At 62.4% G+C, this 16,865-nt stretch carries 11 protein-coding genes; 3 read left to right on the forward strand and 8 right to left on the reverse strand.

What is annotated here, in order from left to right; genetic code table 11:
- Positions 1 to 79: 79 nt before the first annotated feature.
- From J2Y83_RS20525 to J2Y83_RS20560, 8 genes are all read right to left on the reverse strand, one after another.
- Positions 80 to 625 carry a DUF2058 domain-containing protein gene (locus J2Y83_RS20525; RefSeq protein ID WP_247397034.1) on the reverse strand — a complete coding sequence of 182 codons (546 nt, stop codon included), beginning with the start codon at positions 623 to 625 and terminating at the stop codon, positions 80 to 82.
- Positions 626 to 650: 25 nt separating this feature from the next.
- Positions 651 to 1,484, reverse strand: a complete 834-nt coding sequence (gene mazG / locus J2Y83_RS20530; RefSeq protein WP_253397775.1) for a nucleoside triphosphate pyrophosphohydrolase — start codon at positions 1,482 to 1,484, stop codon at positions 651 to 653.
- 153 nt (positions 1,485 to 1,637) lie between these two features.
- A complete protein-coding gene (gene relA, locus J2Y83_RS20535; RefSeq protein WP_253397777.1) occupies positions 1,638 to 3,881 on the reverse strand; it encodes a GTP diphosphokinase in 2,244 nt (747 codons plus the stop codon).
- Positions 3,882 to 4,015: 134 nt separating this feature from the next.
- A complete protein-coding gene (gene rlmD, locus J2Y83_RS20540; RefSeq protein ID WP_253397779.1) occupies positions 4,016 to 5,368 on the reverse strand; it encodes a 23S rRNA (uracil(1939)-C(5))-methyltransferase RlmD in 1,353 nt (450 codons plus the stop codon).
- Positions 5,368 to 6,270: a cysteine synthase CysM gene (cysM, locus tag J2Y83_RS20545; RefSeq protein ID WP_253397781.1), complete on the reverse strand. Its 903-nt coding sequence runs from the start codon at positions 6,268 to 6,270 to the stop codon at positions 5,368 to 5,370. Before cysM ends, rlmD begins: the two co-directional genes overlap by 1 nt.
- Positions 6,271 to 6,377: 107 nt before the next feature.
- Positions 6,378 to 12,245, reverse strand: coding sequence for an NEL-type E3 ubiquitin ligase domain-containing protein (locus J2Y83_RS20550; protein ID WP_253397783.1), 5,868 nt, complete (start codon positions 12,243 to 12,245; stop codon positions 6,378 to 6,380).
- Between the two features lie 71 nt (positions 12,246 to 12,316).
- On the reverse strand, positions 12,317 to 12,907 hold the full coding sequence (locus J2Y83_RS20555) for a tRNA-uridine aminocarboxypropyltransferase (RefSeq protein ID WP_253397785.1): 591 nt from the start codon (positions 12,905 to 12,907) through the stop codon (positions 12,317 to 12,319).
- Positions 12,908 to 12,913: 6 nt separating this feature from the next.
- On the reverse strand, positions 12,914 to 13,807 hold the full coding sequence (locus J2Y83_RS20560; RefSeq protein ID WP_253397787.1) for a LysR family transcriptional regulator: 894 nt from the start codon (positions 13,805 to 13,807) through the stop codon (positions 12,914 to 12,916).
- A gap of 149 nt (positions 13,808 to 13,956) precedes the next feature.
- Here J2Y83_RS20560 and speB point away from each other — a divergent pair, with 149 nt between their 5' ends.
- Genes speB through J2Y83_RS20575 form a run of 3 tightly spaced genes read left to right on the forward strand, consistent with a single transcriptional unit; the run spans position 13,957 to position 16,862 of the window.
- Complete coding sequence (speB, locus tag J2Y83_RS20565) at positions 13,957 to 14,907, forward strand: agmatinase (protein WP_253397789.1); 951 nt, start codon at positions 13,957 to 13,959, stop codon at positions 14,905 to 14,907.
- On the forward strand, positions 14,907 to 15,329 hold the full coding sequence (locus tag J2Y83_RS20570; protein ID WP_253397791.1) for a YybH family protein: 423 nt from the start codon (positions 14,907 to 14,909) through the stop codon (positions 15,327 to 15,329). The genes speB and J2Y83_RS20570 overlap by 1 nt, the downstream gene beginning before the upstream one ends.
- Positions 15,330 to 15,350: 21 nt before the next feature.
- Positions 15,351 to 16,862 (forward strand): purine-cytosine permease family protein, encoded by a 1,512-nt coding sequence (locus J2Y83_RS20575; RefSeq protein ID WP_253397793.1) that lies wholly within the window; start codon positions 15,351 to 15,353, stop codon positions 16,860 to 16,862.
- Positions 16,863 to 16,865 lie beyond the last annotated feature (3 nt).

Genomic DNA, 16,865 nt, shown 5'->3' on the forward strand with positions numbered 1-16,865 from the left:
CTCAGGCGCCAGGCCTACGCAGCTTGGTTGCCTGAAAACAAAAACCCGCCTTTGAGCGGGTTTTGTTGGCTCTACAGCCTCACCACATCAGATCATCCGGGATCTGGTAGGCGGCGTATGGATCATCCTCATCCGGCACCTGGCTTTCCGTCAGGATATTGAGCTGGACGATACGCTCCGGCGCACGCTCCTGGATCTTCAGCGCCGCTTCGCGCGGGATCACCTCGTAACTGCCAGCGTGATGCACGATCGCCAGGGAACCGTTGCTCAGCTTGTTACGCATCAGCGTGTTGACCGACAGGCGCTTGACCTTCTTGTCATCCACGAAGTTGTAGTAGTCCTCGGTGGTCAGCTTGGGCAGGCGCGAGGTCTCGATCAGTTGCTTGACCTGGGCCGTGCGGGCCTTGGCCTCGGCTTTTTCCTGCTGCTGGCGGTTCAGCTCCTGGTCGCGCTTGACCTTCTCGGCCATCGCTTCCTGGGCCAGGCGTGCCTGGGTGTCATCGGCCTCGGCCTGGCCCTTGTGGACCAGACGTTGCTGTTTCTGTTTGTCTTTGCCGACCTGCTTGGCCTGCTTTTGGTTGACCAGACCTGCTTTGAGCAACTGGTCGCGAAGGGAAAGGCTCATGGTGCTTACTCACTTAGGCAACTGCTCAACCGCAGCTGGACACATTCTTTTCCTGGCGTTTGGCTTCGCCCCACAGGGCGTCCAACTCTTCGAGGGTGCAATCTTCCATGGATTGGCGCGTATCGCGCAATGCCTGTTCGATAAATCGGAAACGTCGCTCGAACTTGGCATTGGCACCGCGCAAGGCAGTTTCCGGGTCGACCTTAAGGTGCCGGGCCAAGTTGACCGCGGCAAACAGCAGGTCACCGACTTCATCGGCGATGGCCACGGCATCGTTATCGGCCATGGCTTCGAGCACTTCATCCAGCTCTTCGCGGACGTTATCCACCACCGGCAAAGCAGCGGGCCAGTCGAAACCGACCTGGCTGGCGCGCTTTTGCAATTTGGCGGCACGGGACAGGGACGGTAAAGCGGTGGGCACATCGTCAAGTAGGGAAAGCTGCTCGGGGGCATCGGACTTTTCCGCACGCTCCTCGGCCTTGATCTGCTCCCAGCGCGCCTTGACCTGCTCCTCGCTCAGTTGCGGGACATCCAGCGGCGCGTACAGATCGCCGGTGGGGAATACATGGGGATGACGTCGAATCAGCTTGCGGGTGATGCTGTCGATCACTCCCGCGAACTCGAAGCGCCCTTCTTCGCGCGCCAGTTGGCTGTAATACACCACTTGAAACAGCAGGTCGCCCAGCTCGCCTTGCAGGTGATCGAAGTCGCCGCGCTCGATGGCGTCGGCGACTTCGTAGGCCTCTTCCAGGGTGTGCGGGACGATGCTCGCGTAGGTTTGCTTGATGTCCCACGGGCACCCGTACTTCGGGTCGCGCAGGCGGCTCATCAGGTGCAGCAGGTCTTCAAGTGAATACATCGATCTCTATCCGATCAGTTCAGAACGCCGCCGATCTAATGTGGGAGGGGGCTTGCCCCCGATTGCGGTGGGTCAACCAAGAATCGGGTACCTGACACTCCGCTTTCGGGGCCAAGCCGCCTCCCACCTTTCAGACTGTGTTCATCCAGATGTTCATGGCGTGCGGTTGCGCCGGGTTTCGATGATGTTCGGCAACTGGGAAATCCGCCCCAGCAACCGCCCCAACGCGTCCAGCCCCGGAATCTCGATGGTCAGGGACATCAACGCGGTGTTGTCCTCCTTGTTCGAGCGGGTATTGACGGCCAGCACGTTGATCCGCTCATTGAGCAGCACTTGCGACACGTCACGCAGCAGGCCGGAACGGTCGTAGGCACGGATGATGATGTCCACCGGATAGGTGAGCACCGGCACCGGCCCCCAACTGACCTGGATGATCCGCTCCGGCTCGCGCCCGCCCAACTGCAGCACCGAGGCGCAGTCCTGGCGGTGAATGCTCACGCCACGGCCCTGGGTGATGTAGCCGACAATGGCGTCGCCCGGCAGCGGCTGGCAGCAACCGGCAATTTGCGTCATCAGGTTGCCGACGCCCTGGATCTGGATATCGCCACGCTTGCCAGGCTTGTAGCCGGTGGCTTTGCGCGGGATCAACTCCAGTTGTTCGTTGCCCCGCTCCGGCTCCACCAGTTGCTGGGCCAGGTTGACCAGTTGCGCCAGACGCAGGTCGCCGGCACCGAGGGCGGCGAACATGTCTTCGGCGATCTTCATGTTGGCTTTTTCGGCCAACTTGTCGAAGTCCACCTGGGGCAGGCCCAGGCGCGCCAGTTCGCGTTCGAGCAGGGTTTTGCCGGCGGCGACATTCTGATCGCGCGCCTGCAGCTTGAACCAGTGGACGATCTTCGCCCGCGCCCGCGACGTGGTGATGTAACCCAGGTTCGGGTTCAGCCAGTCGCGGCTCGGCGTGCCGTGCTTGCTGGTGATGATCTCGACCTGTTCGCCGGTCTGCAGGCTGTAGTTGAGCGGCACGATGCGCCCGTTGATCTTGGCGCCCCGGCAGTTGTGGCCGATTTCGGTGTGGACGCGGTAGGCAAAGTCCAGCGGTGTGGCGCCCTTGGGCAAGTCGATAGCGTGGCCGTCGGGGGTGAAGATGTAGACCCGGTCCGGTTCGATATCCACCCGCAGTTGTTCGGCCAGGCCGCCGATGTCGCCGAGTTCTTCGTGCCATTCCAGCACTTGGCGCAGCCAGGAGATTTTCTCTTCGTACTGGTTGGACCCGGCCTTGACGTCGGTGCCCTTGTAGCGCCAGTGCGCACACACCCCCAACTCCGCCTCTTCGTGCATCGCGTGGGTGCGGATCTGCACTTCCAACACCTTGCCCTCGGGGCCGATCACCGCAGTGTGCAGCGAGCGATAGCCGTTTTCCTTGGGATTGGCGATGTAGTCGTCGAATTCCTTGGGGATGTGCCGCCACAGGGTGTGGACGATACCGAGCGCGGTGTAGCAGTCGCGCACTTCCGGCACCAGCACGCGCACGGCGCGCACGTCGTAGATCTGGCTGAACGCCAGGCCTTTGCGCTGCATTTTGCGCCAGATCGAATAGATGTGCTTGGCGCGGCCGCTGATGTCGGCGTCAACACCGGTGGCCTGCAGCTCGGCACGCAACTGGCCCATCACGTCGGTGATGAAACGCTCACGGTCGAGCCGGCGCTCATGCAGCAGCGTGGCAATCTGTTTGTATTGGTCGGGTTCGAGGTAGCGGAAGGACAAGTCCTCCAGCTCCCACTTGATATGGCCGATACCCAGGCGGTGCGCCAGGGGTGCGTAGATGTCGAAGACTTCGCGGGCGACGCGGTTGCGCTTTTCGTCGTCGGCGGTCTTCACCGCACGAATCGCGCAGGTGCGTTCGGCCAGCTTGATCAAGGCGACGCGCACGTCGTCGACCATCGCCACCAGCATCTTGCGCAGGTTTTCCACCTGGCCCTGGGTGCCCAGTACCATGGACTGGCGCGGGCTGAGGCTGGCGCTGATGGCGGCCATGCGCAGCACGCCGTCGATCAGCTTGGCCACCAGCGTGCCAAAACGCTGGCTGACCAGCGGCAAGGCAATATGCCCTTCCCGCACGCCGCGATAGAGCACGGCGGCGATCAGTGAATCCTGGTCCAGCTTGAGATCCGCGAGGATCTCAGCGATTTCCAACCCGGTACGAAAGCTTGAAGTGCCCTCCGCCCACAGGTTCTTGGCCGCATTGTCTTGCTGTTCAGACTCACGAGCGAACTCGCAGGCTGCTTTCAAGGCTTCACGGTCCAGTGCCGGGTCGACACTGACGGCATGATCCAGCCATGCCTCGAGATTGATACTACCGTCGGTGTTGATCGGCTGGTGTGCTCTCACCTGTACCATCTTGCTTACCTTCCCTACGACGCACCTTTGATGCGCCAAAAATCATCGCTGACCTGCTTTATCACTAAAGCTCACACACTCCCAGGCAGATCACGGCCCAGGAGAATGCAGGCCAGTCGGATTAAACGGGCATCCTAGCCCGCTTCAAATAACGCCATCGCCTCGACATGCGCAGTTTGCGGAAACATGTCGAGAATCCCGGCACGTTTTAGCCGGTAGCCCTGCTTGACCAGCTCAACCGTGTCCCGCGCCAGCGTTGCCGGGTTGCAGGACACGTACACCAGGCGCTTGGCTCCCAGAGTGGCGAGCTTGCGCACAACCTCCAGGGCACCATCGCGGGGTGGGTCCAAGAGTACCGCAGAAAAGCCCTGTTTGGCCCATTCCGCGTCAGTCAACGACTGGGTTAAATCGGCCTGAAAAAACTGCACATTATGCAAATTATTGCTGATGGCATTGAGCCCCGCGCGCTCGACCATGGTCTGTACACCTTCCACCGCCACCACTTCACGCACCTGGCGAGCGAGTGGCAGCGCGAAGTTGCCCAGGCCGCAAAACAGGTCCAGCACCCGCTCATCGGCTTGCGGCGCCAGCCATTCGAGGGCCTGGGCGACCATCGCCGCGTTGACCCCGGCGTTGACCTGGACAAAATCGCCCGGCCGATACGCCAGTTCCAGATCCCACTGTTCCAACCGATAACCGAGGGCCTGGTCAGGCGCGACCGGTTCGGGCTGGCCCTCGCCATGCAGCCACAACTGGGCCTCATGGAAGGCGCAAAATTCGTTGAGGATCTGCAGGTCGGCGTCCGACAACGGCGCCATATGCCGCAACAACACGGCGATGGACGACCCGCTGAACAGCTCCACATGCCCCAATGCCTGCGGTTTGCTCAAGCGCCGCAGCATGCCGGGCAAGCGCTGCATGATCGGTTGCAAGGCCTGTACCAGCACCGGGCAATCGTCGATGGCGACGATGTCCTGGCTGGCCACGGCGCGGAAACCGACTTCCAGTTTCTTGGCCTTGGCATCCCAGCGCACGGCCACACGGGCGCGACGCCGATAGCCAAACTCCGGCCCGCTCAACGGCGCGGCCCACGCTTGCGGTTCGACCCCCGCCACACGCGACAACTGCTCGGCGAGCATGCGCTGTTTCAGGGCAAGTTGTTCAGCATGGGGCAGGTGCTGCACGCTGCAACCGCCACAACGGCCGAAGTGCGCGCACGGTGCCGGGCGGCGCAGCTCGCTGGCCTTGAACACCCGCTCGGTGCGCGCCTCGACCACTTTGCCGTGGGCGCCCAACACCCGTGCTTCCACCTCTTCGCCGGCCAGCGCACCGTTGACGAACCAGGTGCGGCCTTCGAAGAACACGATGCCTCGACCGTCATTGGCCAGGCGCTCGATGGTCAGGCGTTGCTTCTTGCCCACCGGAATCTGTGGGGTACGGCTGCCGCCCGTCGGCTGGAAGCGCAGGCCTCTCTCGTGCTTGGCCATCAGTTGGGTTCGTCGAAAATGCCGGTCGACAAGTAACGGTCGCCACGGTCACAGATGATCGCGACGATCACTGCGTTTTCCACTTCCTTGGACAATCGCAACATGCCGGCCACGGCGCCGCCGGAGGACACGCCGCAGAAGATGCCTTCTTCACGGGCCAGGCGGCGCGTGGTGTCTTCGGCTTCACGCTGGGCCATGTCGATGATGCGATCCACACGCGTGGCGTTGTAGATCTTCGGCAAATACTCTTCAGGCCAGCGACGAATCCCGGGGATCGACGCGCCTTCCATTGGTTGCAGGCCGACGATCTGGATCGCCGGGTTCTGCTCCTTCAGGTAGCGCGAGTTGCCCATGATGGTGCCGGTGGTGCCCATGGAGCTGACGAAATGGGTAATCGTGCCCTGGGTCTGGCGCCAGATTTCCGGGCCGGTGGTGGTGTAGTGCGCCTCGGGGTTGTCGCCGTTGGCGAACTGATCCAGCACCTGGCCACGGCCTTCGGCGGCCATGCGCTCGGCGAGGTCGCGGGCGCCTTCCATGCCTTCTTCCTGGGTGACCAGGACCAATTCGGCACCGTAGGCGGTCATCGCGGCCTTGCGCTCGGCACTGCCATTGTCGGGCATGATCAGCACCATCTTGTAACCCTTGATCGCCGCAGCCATGGCCAGGGCGATCCCGGTGTTGCCGGAGGTGGCTTCGATCAGGGTGTCGCCGGGCTTGATCTGCCCGCGCAGCTCGGCGCGGGTGATCATCGACAGCGCCGGACGGTCCTTCACGGAACCGGCCGGGTTGTTCCCTTCGAGCTTGAGCAACAGGGTATTGCTGGTTTCACCCGCCATGCGTTGCAAGCGGACCAGGGGCGTGTTGCCGACGCAATCGGCGATTGTAGGGTACTGCAAGGTCATGGCGTATTCGCAATCCAGACTGCGGGGGCGAACATCATACCGGGAAAGCCTGGCGCGCCATATCACGCAAAGTGCGGTGCTTATGGCTTAAAGGCATAAGCACGCAATCAGCCGGTCACGAAGCGGGTCCATTCCTCGCGTGTCAGTTGATCAATCAATTGCTCCTCGTCGCGTGTCCTCATGACTTGAATCTGACGCACCCGCCGCAGATACGCGCCTTCGCTCATCTCCCCGCTTTCGACGCCCTCCTGCGCACGCTCCATTTCTCGATCGTAACGCCCAAGTTGCGCGTCGAACCGCGCGTGGTATTTACGCATGAGAAATTGCCTCCAGTAGTCCTCTTGCGCGAATAAAGCCGGCCAGTCGACATCCGCCTCGGCGGCCACGATGAAGCCGTGCGTCGTGGCGATGAAGTCTGCGTTGGGGCCTGGCATTGTCCTGGCCAAACGCTCGTCGAATCCCAGGGGTAAATCCAGGCTGTGCGCCAACGCGATGCGGCAGGCAAGAATAATGCTGCTCTGCGCCTCCGGCTCTGGAGTGACATGGGAACGCTCCACAATCACATCAATGATCCGGAACCGGTGCATCGCTCGAAAATAGTTCAGGAGTGGCGCGGCATCCCCGTCCGCGTCGCGGGCGAGCAGTTCGATCGGTAGGAACTTAAGCTCCAGCGCGTTGAGTGATAACAGCCAGCCATCCACCCCGCGATTGAGCTCGAAGCGGTGCTGAAACAGGATCACGGCCAGTTGCTCGTTATGGATCGCACTCTCGATCAACTGCCACACACGGTACGTCAGATCGTTCCGTAGCGCCCGAAAGCCGGGAGCGACGAGCGGAGGATAGGCAGCGATACGTTCCAGCAGCGCAAAAAAATCTTCCGCCATCTGGCGTTTCTGCAGTTGTTTCCAGAGTTCTTTATAGCGGGGAACCTCATCGAAAGGCAGCACCACCAACCATCTGTCGGAGCCCGTGGGGGCCGCTGTGGGCTGGGTGTCCAGGCCAAAATCGATATCCGATTGGCCTGGGACCTCACGGTAGCGGCGTATCACTTGCAAGGAGCCCTGTGAAAGCGGGTTACCTTGCAAATTCATCGCGCGATAGACGTTCGGGAAAATAAACAAATCGAGGCTGGTCAGGACCGATATTCGATTGTCACGCAAATCAAAGCGCTCCAGCGATCGCAAGCTGGTGGCGCCAAGGGGCAGGCTTTCAATTTGCGTATTGCGCAGGTTAAGCACACGCAACTTCTTCAACTGATGCAGCTTCAAGCGTTGCCCCTGCCGCAATGGGTTTACCGATAAATCCAGCTTGACCAGGCTGGTCATGTCCGCGAGCCGCTCCACGTCCCCCAGTCGAAACCTGAGCTGATTGTTCGAGAGGTTGAGCAGCGATAAATAGCCCAGCTGTGTCAACCCGACGGGAAAGCGCTGCAGATGATTGCCATTGAAAAAAGCCCAGCGCACTTGCGGGAAACACCTGAGGAAACTCGCGGGAATGGCCTGCAGCCGATTATTTTTCAGGCTCAACACTTCGACATGGCCGAAATAGGCGCCCAGCGTCGGCAAGTCACTCAATGCCAAGTCATCCAGGACGAGTTCATACGGTATCCCGCGAATGGAGTCTTCTTTAGCCCAGCAACGCCGAATGCGCGCAGCCGCCTCACGTTGTGCGGACAAGTGCTCGGGCTTCCCCAGCAGGCACCATCGGTCAAGGTTGTCATTCAAGACGGCGCGCTCTTTGAACATGAAGTTGATCGAGGCTTCCCGCTCCTGAACGGAATCACTCAGGTTATTGAGCAGCTCGAAGGCCTGCTCATCGGTTTTCGTTGGAAACAACTGCCGCAGCCGGGCGACCTGTTCACGGTCCACCGGTCCCCAATGCTCACCGCCGCTCAGCGGGTAACCCACGCGCCCATCCGCCAGGCGCTGCGGCGGGATGTACCAGGGGCGTCGCTGTGGGTCGAACCGGCTGAGCGTGTGTTGCGAACGCTGTTCGATCTCCTGGCGCAGCGCATCGTGGGTGTAGTGCAGGGCGTCACGTTCAATCGACGGTAATGCGTCCAGCAGCACAGCCAGGAACGCCCCAGGACGCCCCGTCGGTTGCCGCTCACCGTTCGCGAGAAGAATGTAGGCCTGATAATCCACGTCGACCGGTTCCAGTATCCGTCTGAGCGCAGCGTCGACCGGGCCGATCCTATCGATCAGGCGACCGCGCTCCCACACCTCGACCCGCAGGTGGCTCGGCCATCCGTCGATGTCCGGCAATGTATGCAGGATCAGTCTTGAGGTCTCTTCACTTGCTGCAGCCGGCAGATACAATCCCTGCAGCGCCCTGATCTTGCGCGCCGCACTCACCCGCCAACGCACGGCCGACATCAGGCTCAAGGGGATGCGGTCGGCCTGCAGGCTGAGGCGCTCCTGCGCGGTGATGTCGCGCACCAGTTCTTCGGCCAGTGCCGCCGTCAAACTGGGAAAATCGCGCTGCAGCACCTGCGCCAACGGATCGCTCGATGGCGCCTGTTTTGGGCTCAGCGCCTTGAAAAACAGGCGCTCCATGTGGGGCCGGTCGCGCGCCACCTTGGCCTCGATCAGCGCGACTTGCTCGACACGGCTGCCCCCCGCCTGCCCCACCAACGCCTCGGCGCTTTCGTTGCCGACCTCACCGAGCACCCTGTCGAAAAAGTCCCGCCCCGCATCCACGCCGCTGCTGACCCGTTGATGAAGCGTGAACCGCTCAAGGGTTTCCAGCACGGCCACCGGCGGGCGTTCATTGCCTGTATGTATCCGGCGCAGGATGTCCGCTGTCACCCCGCTGATCCGCTGAATCTGCTCGATGGCATCCGCCGGCAACGCGCGGGCAAACGGGCCAAGACGCTGGAACGCCTTGTGCCCGTCCCACGTCAGCGGGTTTTCCCATTCATGCCGCCAGGCGCCGGCGCCGTTGTGGCTCAACAATGGGGAATACGCATCGTTCAGGGACGGGTGTACGATGCGCCATGGCTGCTCCGCCACCTTGAAATAGGCATCGTCCAGCCGCAGGTAGCGCTCCGTCCCCTGACGGTAAAGGCCAAGGGCATCGGGCTCTGCGGCGATATGGGCCGTATCGACGTGACTGACGTAGTGCGCGATGTCGCGCCGGTCGGGATAAAACGAGCCGTCCGGCGCACGATGGCGCAACAGGGCGCGAGCGACCTGATTGCGAAAATCGGCGACGCGGTGCTGCGCATCCAACCCGAGTCGACGCTGCTCATCGTCGGACAACTGACGCATGATCGCCAGATAGAAAGCGTTGGCGCCGCTCAGCATGGCGCCGGTGCGCGACTCACGGTGGTAATACGGTGAAAATCGTCCTTGGTCCTGATCAATGACCACCACGCTGCGGTCTTGCGCCCCCTGCGAAACATAGGGCACCGCTTGCGTGGCCGGGCTGACCAGCAACGCCTGGGCGCTGCCGTCGCGCAGCACGCAGTGGGCGAAATGCGCGGCCCAGTCCTGGGTTTGCCGGGCATACCGGCGCGGATGAAACAGACCATCGACGATGGCTTCGCGGCGCGCCACCTGGCGCGCGGCGCGCAATGCGTCGTAAAGCGCCTCGGGTTGCAGTTGCGACTGCAGCAATTGGGTCTGCTGATGCGCCGATAACGGGTGTTCGCGCAACACCTCCAGCAGCCGCGCCAGGCTCAATTCGGGGTGCAAGGTCCGTAGTTGGGCAATCACCGCCGGTACGGGCTGATCGAGGTTGACACGCTCGGGCAACAAGCTGAGCACCGACGCACTCGCGCCCGCTGCGTCAGCACGCCGGGTCTGGGCAAACCGCGTGAGCGCGTCAAACAGGTCGATCCTCAAGGCCCTGGCTTTAGTCGCCAATTGCTGGCACAGCACCTGCACGCCCCCTGAAACAAGCGTCGGCAACAACGCCACGATAGCCTGTGCCGGATGGGCGGTGAAGCGGCGCGGCGTGGCATAGGCGAACGCATGGTTTTCCAGCGCGGTCAGCGTGACCACCGCGGTTGTCGCGCGCGTTGCCTGTTTGCTGTAGCGACGCACCTCCAGGCCCTGATGGTTTTCAATGCTCAAGCAGGTCTCCACCGGCCAACCCTGCAGTTGGGTGAGCAGCGGCGCCATGACGTCCAGCGCGTCGATCGGCGCGGGGCGTTCGGGGTCGGCCGTGGCCACCCAATCGATCAGCCGGTCGGCGCGCAACCGATGCACCGCGTCGACCAGGGACGCCGACGCGGGCGCGCCCTCCCATACCTGGCTCAAGGTCTGCACCGAGGTAGCGCTCGTTTCGAGGACAACCTCAATGTCCCGTAGCGGTACGTCCTGACTGCCGAGCATTCTTTCGAGCACCTGCGGGCTCGTCAGCTGCCGATGCTCGGGCCCTGCACCGTGCTGCCGGGACAAGCGTTGATACAAGTGCTGATGGCGACGCTGCACGCTGCGCGCCAAACGAGTATGCAATCGGCCACTGATCAGCAAATCGGCAAGGTCGGCAAACCCCTGGACCAACTCGACCGGCTCACCCAGCAGCGCCCGCTGCCCACCTTCGACCAGCGCTTGCTCCATCGCCACGAACATCGCAAAGGCCCTTACCCGCCCCAACCCTTTCAACGCCCCCGGCACCGGGATCAACAGCACATCGAGAATTTCACTGATGAGGGTCTGGAACAGCTCAAGCATCGTGGACATAAACCCGGGCGTCTGGTGGGCCAGCTCCTGCAGATTGGCGCGACTGCGCTTGAGATAGAAATCGTTCAAGCTCACCGGCGGGACCTTTTGCACGGCGTTGCGCACATAGCCGACCTTGTCGACGATATCGACTTTCGGAATCGCTCGGGCCAGCCAGTCGACCAGCTTTTCCAAGCCCTCAAGGTCGCGACGCGGCTGCGCGGTCTGGGCGATTTGCTTGAGCCGCGCACAGTCACTCAGACACATGATCTGGTACAGCCAACCGGTCTGCCCCTCGCGGTAGGCCGAATGAAACTGCGCATGAAACACCTCGCAGGCTTCCCGATGGCTGTCGTGATGACGCAGAGACCCGCCGGGGCGATTCGGGATAAAACTGAAGGCCCCCTTGCAACCGCTGACGGAGAACACGATGTGGGGAATGCTCAAGCTGTCGCCGGGAGGCTTGCCGACGTACTGCCCGACAAAGCCGATCGATTGTGGCAGCCAACTGACGTTGTCCGTCCCATGGGGCACGAACAACAGCATTTCCTCTACGTGCTCCCAGCGCGCCTCTCCCGCCAACGCACGTTTCACCTGCTGGTATTTGTCCCGGTCGACGCGGCTGGCTTTGGTGTCCCTCAAGGCGTCGATGAGGGCAAACGCAAACTCGGCATTGGCTAACCGCATGATGCCGCTGCCCAGCGAAGCGTTGGCCTGCAGCGCCTGGTCGAGATGGTCGCGCAGTTGCCCGCCGAGATCGAGCCGGCGCACCAGCGCAATGAAATCGCTGGCGGTCGCATTGACGCCCTGGTCGAGGTAACTGGCATCGGCCAGGCCGGTGCGGCCGGGGTAGCTCCAACCGGTCAGGCCGTCATAGTTCATACAGGCGGCGTCCCATAGGGTCACGTGCGAGACCAGGATCTCATCGCCTTTAAATTCGCGCCGGACTCGACCGGACGGCTTGAGGTAACGGGTATGGATCTTCGCTACCGTAGGGTCGATGTCCTGGCCGGTCAGGGCTTTCAATTCACTGCGCAACGACGCCATGGCGTGTTCTTCGAACGCAACGGTGAATTGGCGAATGTCGCGCTCCAGGGTGTGCTGGGCATCGATCCAGGCCCTTTGCAGGCTCACGTACTCGCGTTGTTCTGCGAGGTTTAGCACGCCCAGAAGGCCATCGAACTCGGTTCTCAAGGCATCCAGGGCTTGCAAGGCCGACCACTCCGGGCCAGCCATCAAGGGCGCGCGCTGCTGCGCGATAAAATCGGTCAGTTCGTTCTGCGGCGCGGGGTTAATCGGCTCGCCCATGGTGTCGCTCCTGAAAAGCTCAGCCTAGCGCCTCGCCGTCAGCCTCTCAGGTAGTTATGTAGCGCCATGGATCAGCCGTGGTTCTTGTCGAAAACCGCCGGCCCCATCGCCGCGATCTGGCCCTCGATCAACGCATCGAAGGGGTTGAGCAACGGCTCGAACGATGTCGGCGCCTCCAGCACCTGCAACGCCTGCACAATCGCCTCTACCGTCGACAACGCACCGGGGCCCGGCGCCTTGCGCAGGCGGTAGCGCGAGACGGCGCCCGCGGCCAGCGTCACCCTGGGCAGCGCCGCCAGCAGCGGGTTGAGGTGCAACAGCTTGCGCGCCTTGCGCCAGGTGCCGTCGGGCACCACCAGCAACACCGGCTCGTCACCCGGCCCATACGCCTGCAGCGGTTGGGCATCGTCAGCCGGAAACAACAGGCGCGCCTGATAACCAGGCGGGTTCAACAAGCTCGGCAGATCATCGAATACCTCGCCCACCACCAACTGCGCATTCTTCAAGCCCAACGCCGCCAGCCGCGCGGTATTGAGCGCATGGTTGACCTCGCTCGGGTGCTGCAGCAGTAACACGCGGGTGCGGCTGTCGAGGCTGGGGATCAGCGCGCACAGGCAATGGCTGGCGGGCCGCAGGCAACGGGAGCATTGGGGTCTGGACATGGTTTTTCAGGCCTGGTTGAGCTGGGTTTTGAGCAAGTCGCGAAAGGTCTGGATCAGCGGTTCACGGCTACGGCCACGGCGCATGATCATCGAGAACGGCGCCTGGTAGCCGAAGGTCGCCGGCAGCAGCACGCGCAGGTCGCCCTTGTCGGCCCAGGCCTGGGCGTAGTGCTCGGGCAGGTAGCCGATGTAGGCGCCGGACAACACCAGGATCAGTTGCGCCTCCATACTTTCCACGGTGGCGGCGCTGTGCTTGAAGCCATGGCGTGCCAGCTCCGCCTGGCTCCAGTAGCCGCGTCCGACCATGCGTTGTTGGGTGATCACCTGTTCAGGGATGCGCCGCTCATTGAACAGCGGGTGCCGGGTGCTGCAATACAACCAGTGCTGCTCGCGGTACAGCGGCATATAGATCAGCCCGCTCATGCGATTGGAAAACGCGCCGATGGCCAGGTCCAGGCGGTTGTCCTGCACGCCCAGTTGCAGTTCGTAAGGGCTCAGCACCGACAAATGCAAATGCACCGCCGGGTGTTCCAGGCTGTAGGCGCCGATCACCTCGGCGAACGGCAGGGCCTTGTCGCTGACGGTGGAATCGAGCACGCCGAGCTTGAGCGTGCCACGCAGTTCGCCTTTGAGCGCGGCGGCGTATTGCTCGAAGCCTTCGAGCTCGCCCAGTAGCCGCAGGGTTTCCTGATGGAACAGCTCGCCCTTGCTGGTCAGGCTGAACCCGCCCCGGCCACGGTGGCACAGCACCAGGCCCAACGCCGATTCGAGCTGGCTCATATAGGTGCTGATCGCCGAGGTCGAGAGGTTGAGTTCGTGCTGCGCATTGGCGAACCCCTGGTGGCGCACGATGCTGACGAAGATGCGCAGGAGTTTCAGGTCGGGCAAGGCGTTGGCCATGGTCGGCTCCGGGGAGGTGATCGCAGCAGTCTACCTGTCGGCATTAGTTTAGAAAAATCTGAACTAAGTATTTACCCCTAGCGATTCTTCCTACCCCGGGCTTTTCGCAGAATCGGCCACTAATAAACACAACACGATGAGGCAATCCCGTGGACAAGATTTTCCACCAACCACTGGGCGGCAACGAAATGCCGCGCTTCGCCGGCATCGCCACCATGATGCGTCTTCCCCATTTGCAATCGGCCAAGGGCCTGGACGCGGCCTTTATCGGCGTGCCGCTGGACATCGGCACCTCGCTGCGCGCCGGCACCCGCTTCGGCCCGCGGGAAATCCGCGCCGAATCGGTGATGATCCGCCCGTACAACATGGCCACCGGTGCCGCACCGTTCGACTCGCTGTCGGTGGCCGACATCGGCGACGTGGCGATCAACACCTTCAACCTGCTCGACGCCGTGCGCATCATTGAAGAAGCCTACGACGAGATCCTCGAGCACAACGTGATCCCCATGACCCTGGGCGGCGACCACACCATCACCCTGCCGATCCTGCGGGCGATCCACAAGAAACACGGCAAGGTCGGGCTGGTACACATCGATGCCCATGCCGACGTCAACGACCATATGTTCGGCGAGAAAATCGCCCACGGCACCACCTTCCGCCGCGCGGTGGAAGAAGGCTTGCTCGATTGCGACCGCGTGGTACAGATCGGCCTGCGCGCCCAGGGCTATACCGCCGAAGACTTCAACTGGAGCCGCAAGCAAGGCTTTCGCGTGGTGCAGGCCGAAGAATGCTGGCACCACTCCCTCGCGCCGTTGATGGCCGAAGTGCGCGAAAAAGTCGGTGGCGGCCCGGTGTACCTGAGCTTTGACATCGACGGCATCGACCCGGCCTGGGCGCCCGGCACCGGCACCCCGGAAATCGGCGGGCTGACCACTATCCAGGCGATCGAAATCATCCGCGGCTGCCAAGGCCTCGACCTGATTGGTTGCGACCTGGTAGAAGTTTCGCCGCCTTACGACACCACCGGCAACACCTCGCTGCTGGGCGCCAACCTGCTGTACGAAATGCTTTGCGTACTGCCCGGTGTGGTGCACCGCTGATGAGCACCCATGAGGTGTTGAAAGCGGCGGCCGACCTAGTGTCGGCCTTCGCACGCAACGACCGCGAGGCTTACTTCGGCGCATTCAGCGCCGACGCCAGCTTCGTGTTCTACACCCTGCCCCAGCCGCTGCTCAGTCGCGATGCCTACCAGGCGTTGTGGGACAGCTGGCGCCGGGACGAGGGGTTCGAGGTGCTGTCCTGCATCTCGAGCAACGCCGTTGTCAGCCTGCAGGGTGATGTGGCGATTTTTATGCATGACGTGGCCACCGAGCTGCGCATGAACGGGGAGCAATTCAATAGCCAGGAACGCGAGACCATTGTCTTCACACGACAAGGGTTGGACGTACAACAAAAACAAGGCCTGTGGCTGGCCTGTCACGAACATTTGTCCGCTATGCCGGAAGGGCTGCCGCCCCCTTAGCCAATGTGATCGGAGCTGATCATGAATAATAAAAACAACGAAAACAGTATTCGCAAGATAGAAACCAACGGGGTCGAACAGATCCCGGACCACGAACGTAGCGCCGGGCCCAAGGATCTGTTTCGCCTGATCTTCGGCGGCGCCAATACCTTTGCCACGGCGGTGCTGGGCGCCTTTCCGGTGCTGTTCGGCCTGTCGTTCCAGGCCGGCGTCTGGGCGATTGTGCTGGGCGTGCTGGTGGGTGCGCTGATCCTGGCGCCCATGGGCCTGTTCGGGCCGATCAATGGCACCAATAATGCCGTGTCGTCCGGGGCGCACTTCGGTGTGCATGGGCGGATTGTCGGCTCGTTTCTGTCATTGCTGACGGCGATTGCCTTCTTCTCACTGTCGGTGTGGAGTTCGGGCGATGCACTGGTCGGCGGTGCGAAGCGGCTGATCGGCCTGCCGGAAACCGACCTGACCCTGGGCCTGGCCTACGGCGTGTTTGCGATTCTGGTGCTGACGGTGTGTATCTACGGCTTTCGCTTCATGCTGTGGGTCAACCGCATCGCGGTATGGGCGGCGAGCCTGCTGTTTCTGTTGGGGATCTTCGCGTTCGCGCCGACCTTCGACAGCCACTTCGCCGGCAGCGTGGCCCTCGGCCAGAGCGGCTTCTGGGCCGCGTTTATCGGCGCGGCGCTGGTGGCGATGAGTAACCCGATCTCCTTCGGCGCGTTTCTCGGTGACTGGTCGCGCTATATCCCGCGTGAAACACCGAAAATTCGCATCATGCTCGCAGTGGTCGCGGCACAGATCGCCACCTTGATCCCGTTCTTGTTTGGCCTAGCCACCGCGACCATCGTCGCGGTCAAGGCACCGGACTACATCGCGGCCAACAACTACGTCGGCGGTCTGCTGGCGGTGGCGCCGAGCTGGTTCTTCCTGCCGGTGTGCCTGATCGCGGTGATCGGCGGCATGTCCACCGGCACCACGTCGCTGTATGGCACGGGGTTGGACATGTCCAGCGTGTTCCCGCGCGCGCTGTCGCGGGTCAAGGCCACGCTGCTGATCGGGCTGATGTCGATTGCCTTCATCTTTATCGGACGTTTCGCCGCCAACCTGGTGCAGAGCGTGTCGACCTTCGCGGTGCTGATCATCACCTGCACCACCCCGTGGATGGTGATGATGATCATCGGTCTGATCGTGCGTCGCGGCTTCTACTGCCCGGACGACCTGCAAGTATTTACCCGCGGCGAACGCGGCGGGCGCTACTGGTTCAGCCACGGCTGGAACTGGCGCGGCCTGGGGGCCTGGATTCCGAGCGCGTTGGTGGGGCTGTGCTTCGTCAACCTGCCGGGGCAGTTTGTCGGGCCATTGGGCAACCTCGCCGAGGGCATCGATATCAGCCTGCCGGTGACCTTGGGGCTGGCCTCGGTGGTGTACCTGAGCTTGCTGCGCCTGTTCCCGGAACCGGCTGCCGTGTACGGCCCTACCGATCCGCGCAGCGAACGCACGGACGTGCGCGCTGAACCGGCGCTGCAAAAAGCCGCCTGATTT

This window comes from Pseudomonas marginalis, assembly GCF_024169655.1.
GTDB lineage: Bacteria > Pseudomonadota > Gammaproteobacteria > Pseudomonadales > Pseudomonadaceae > Aquipseudomonas > Aquipseudomonas paraveronii.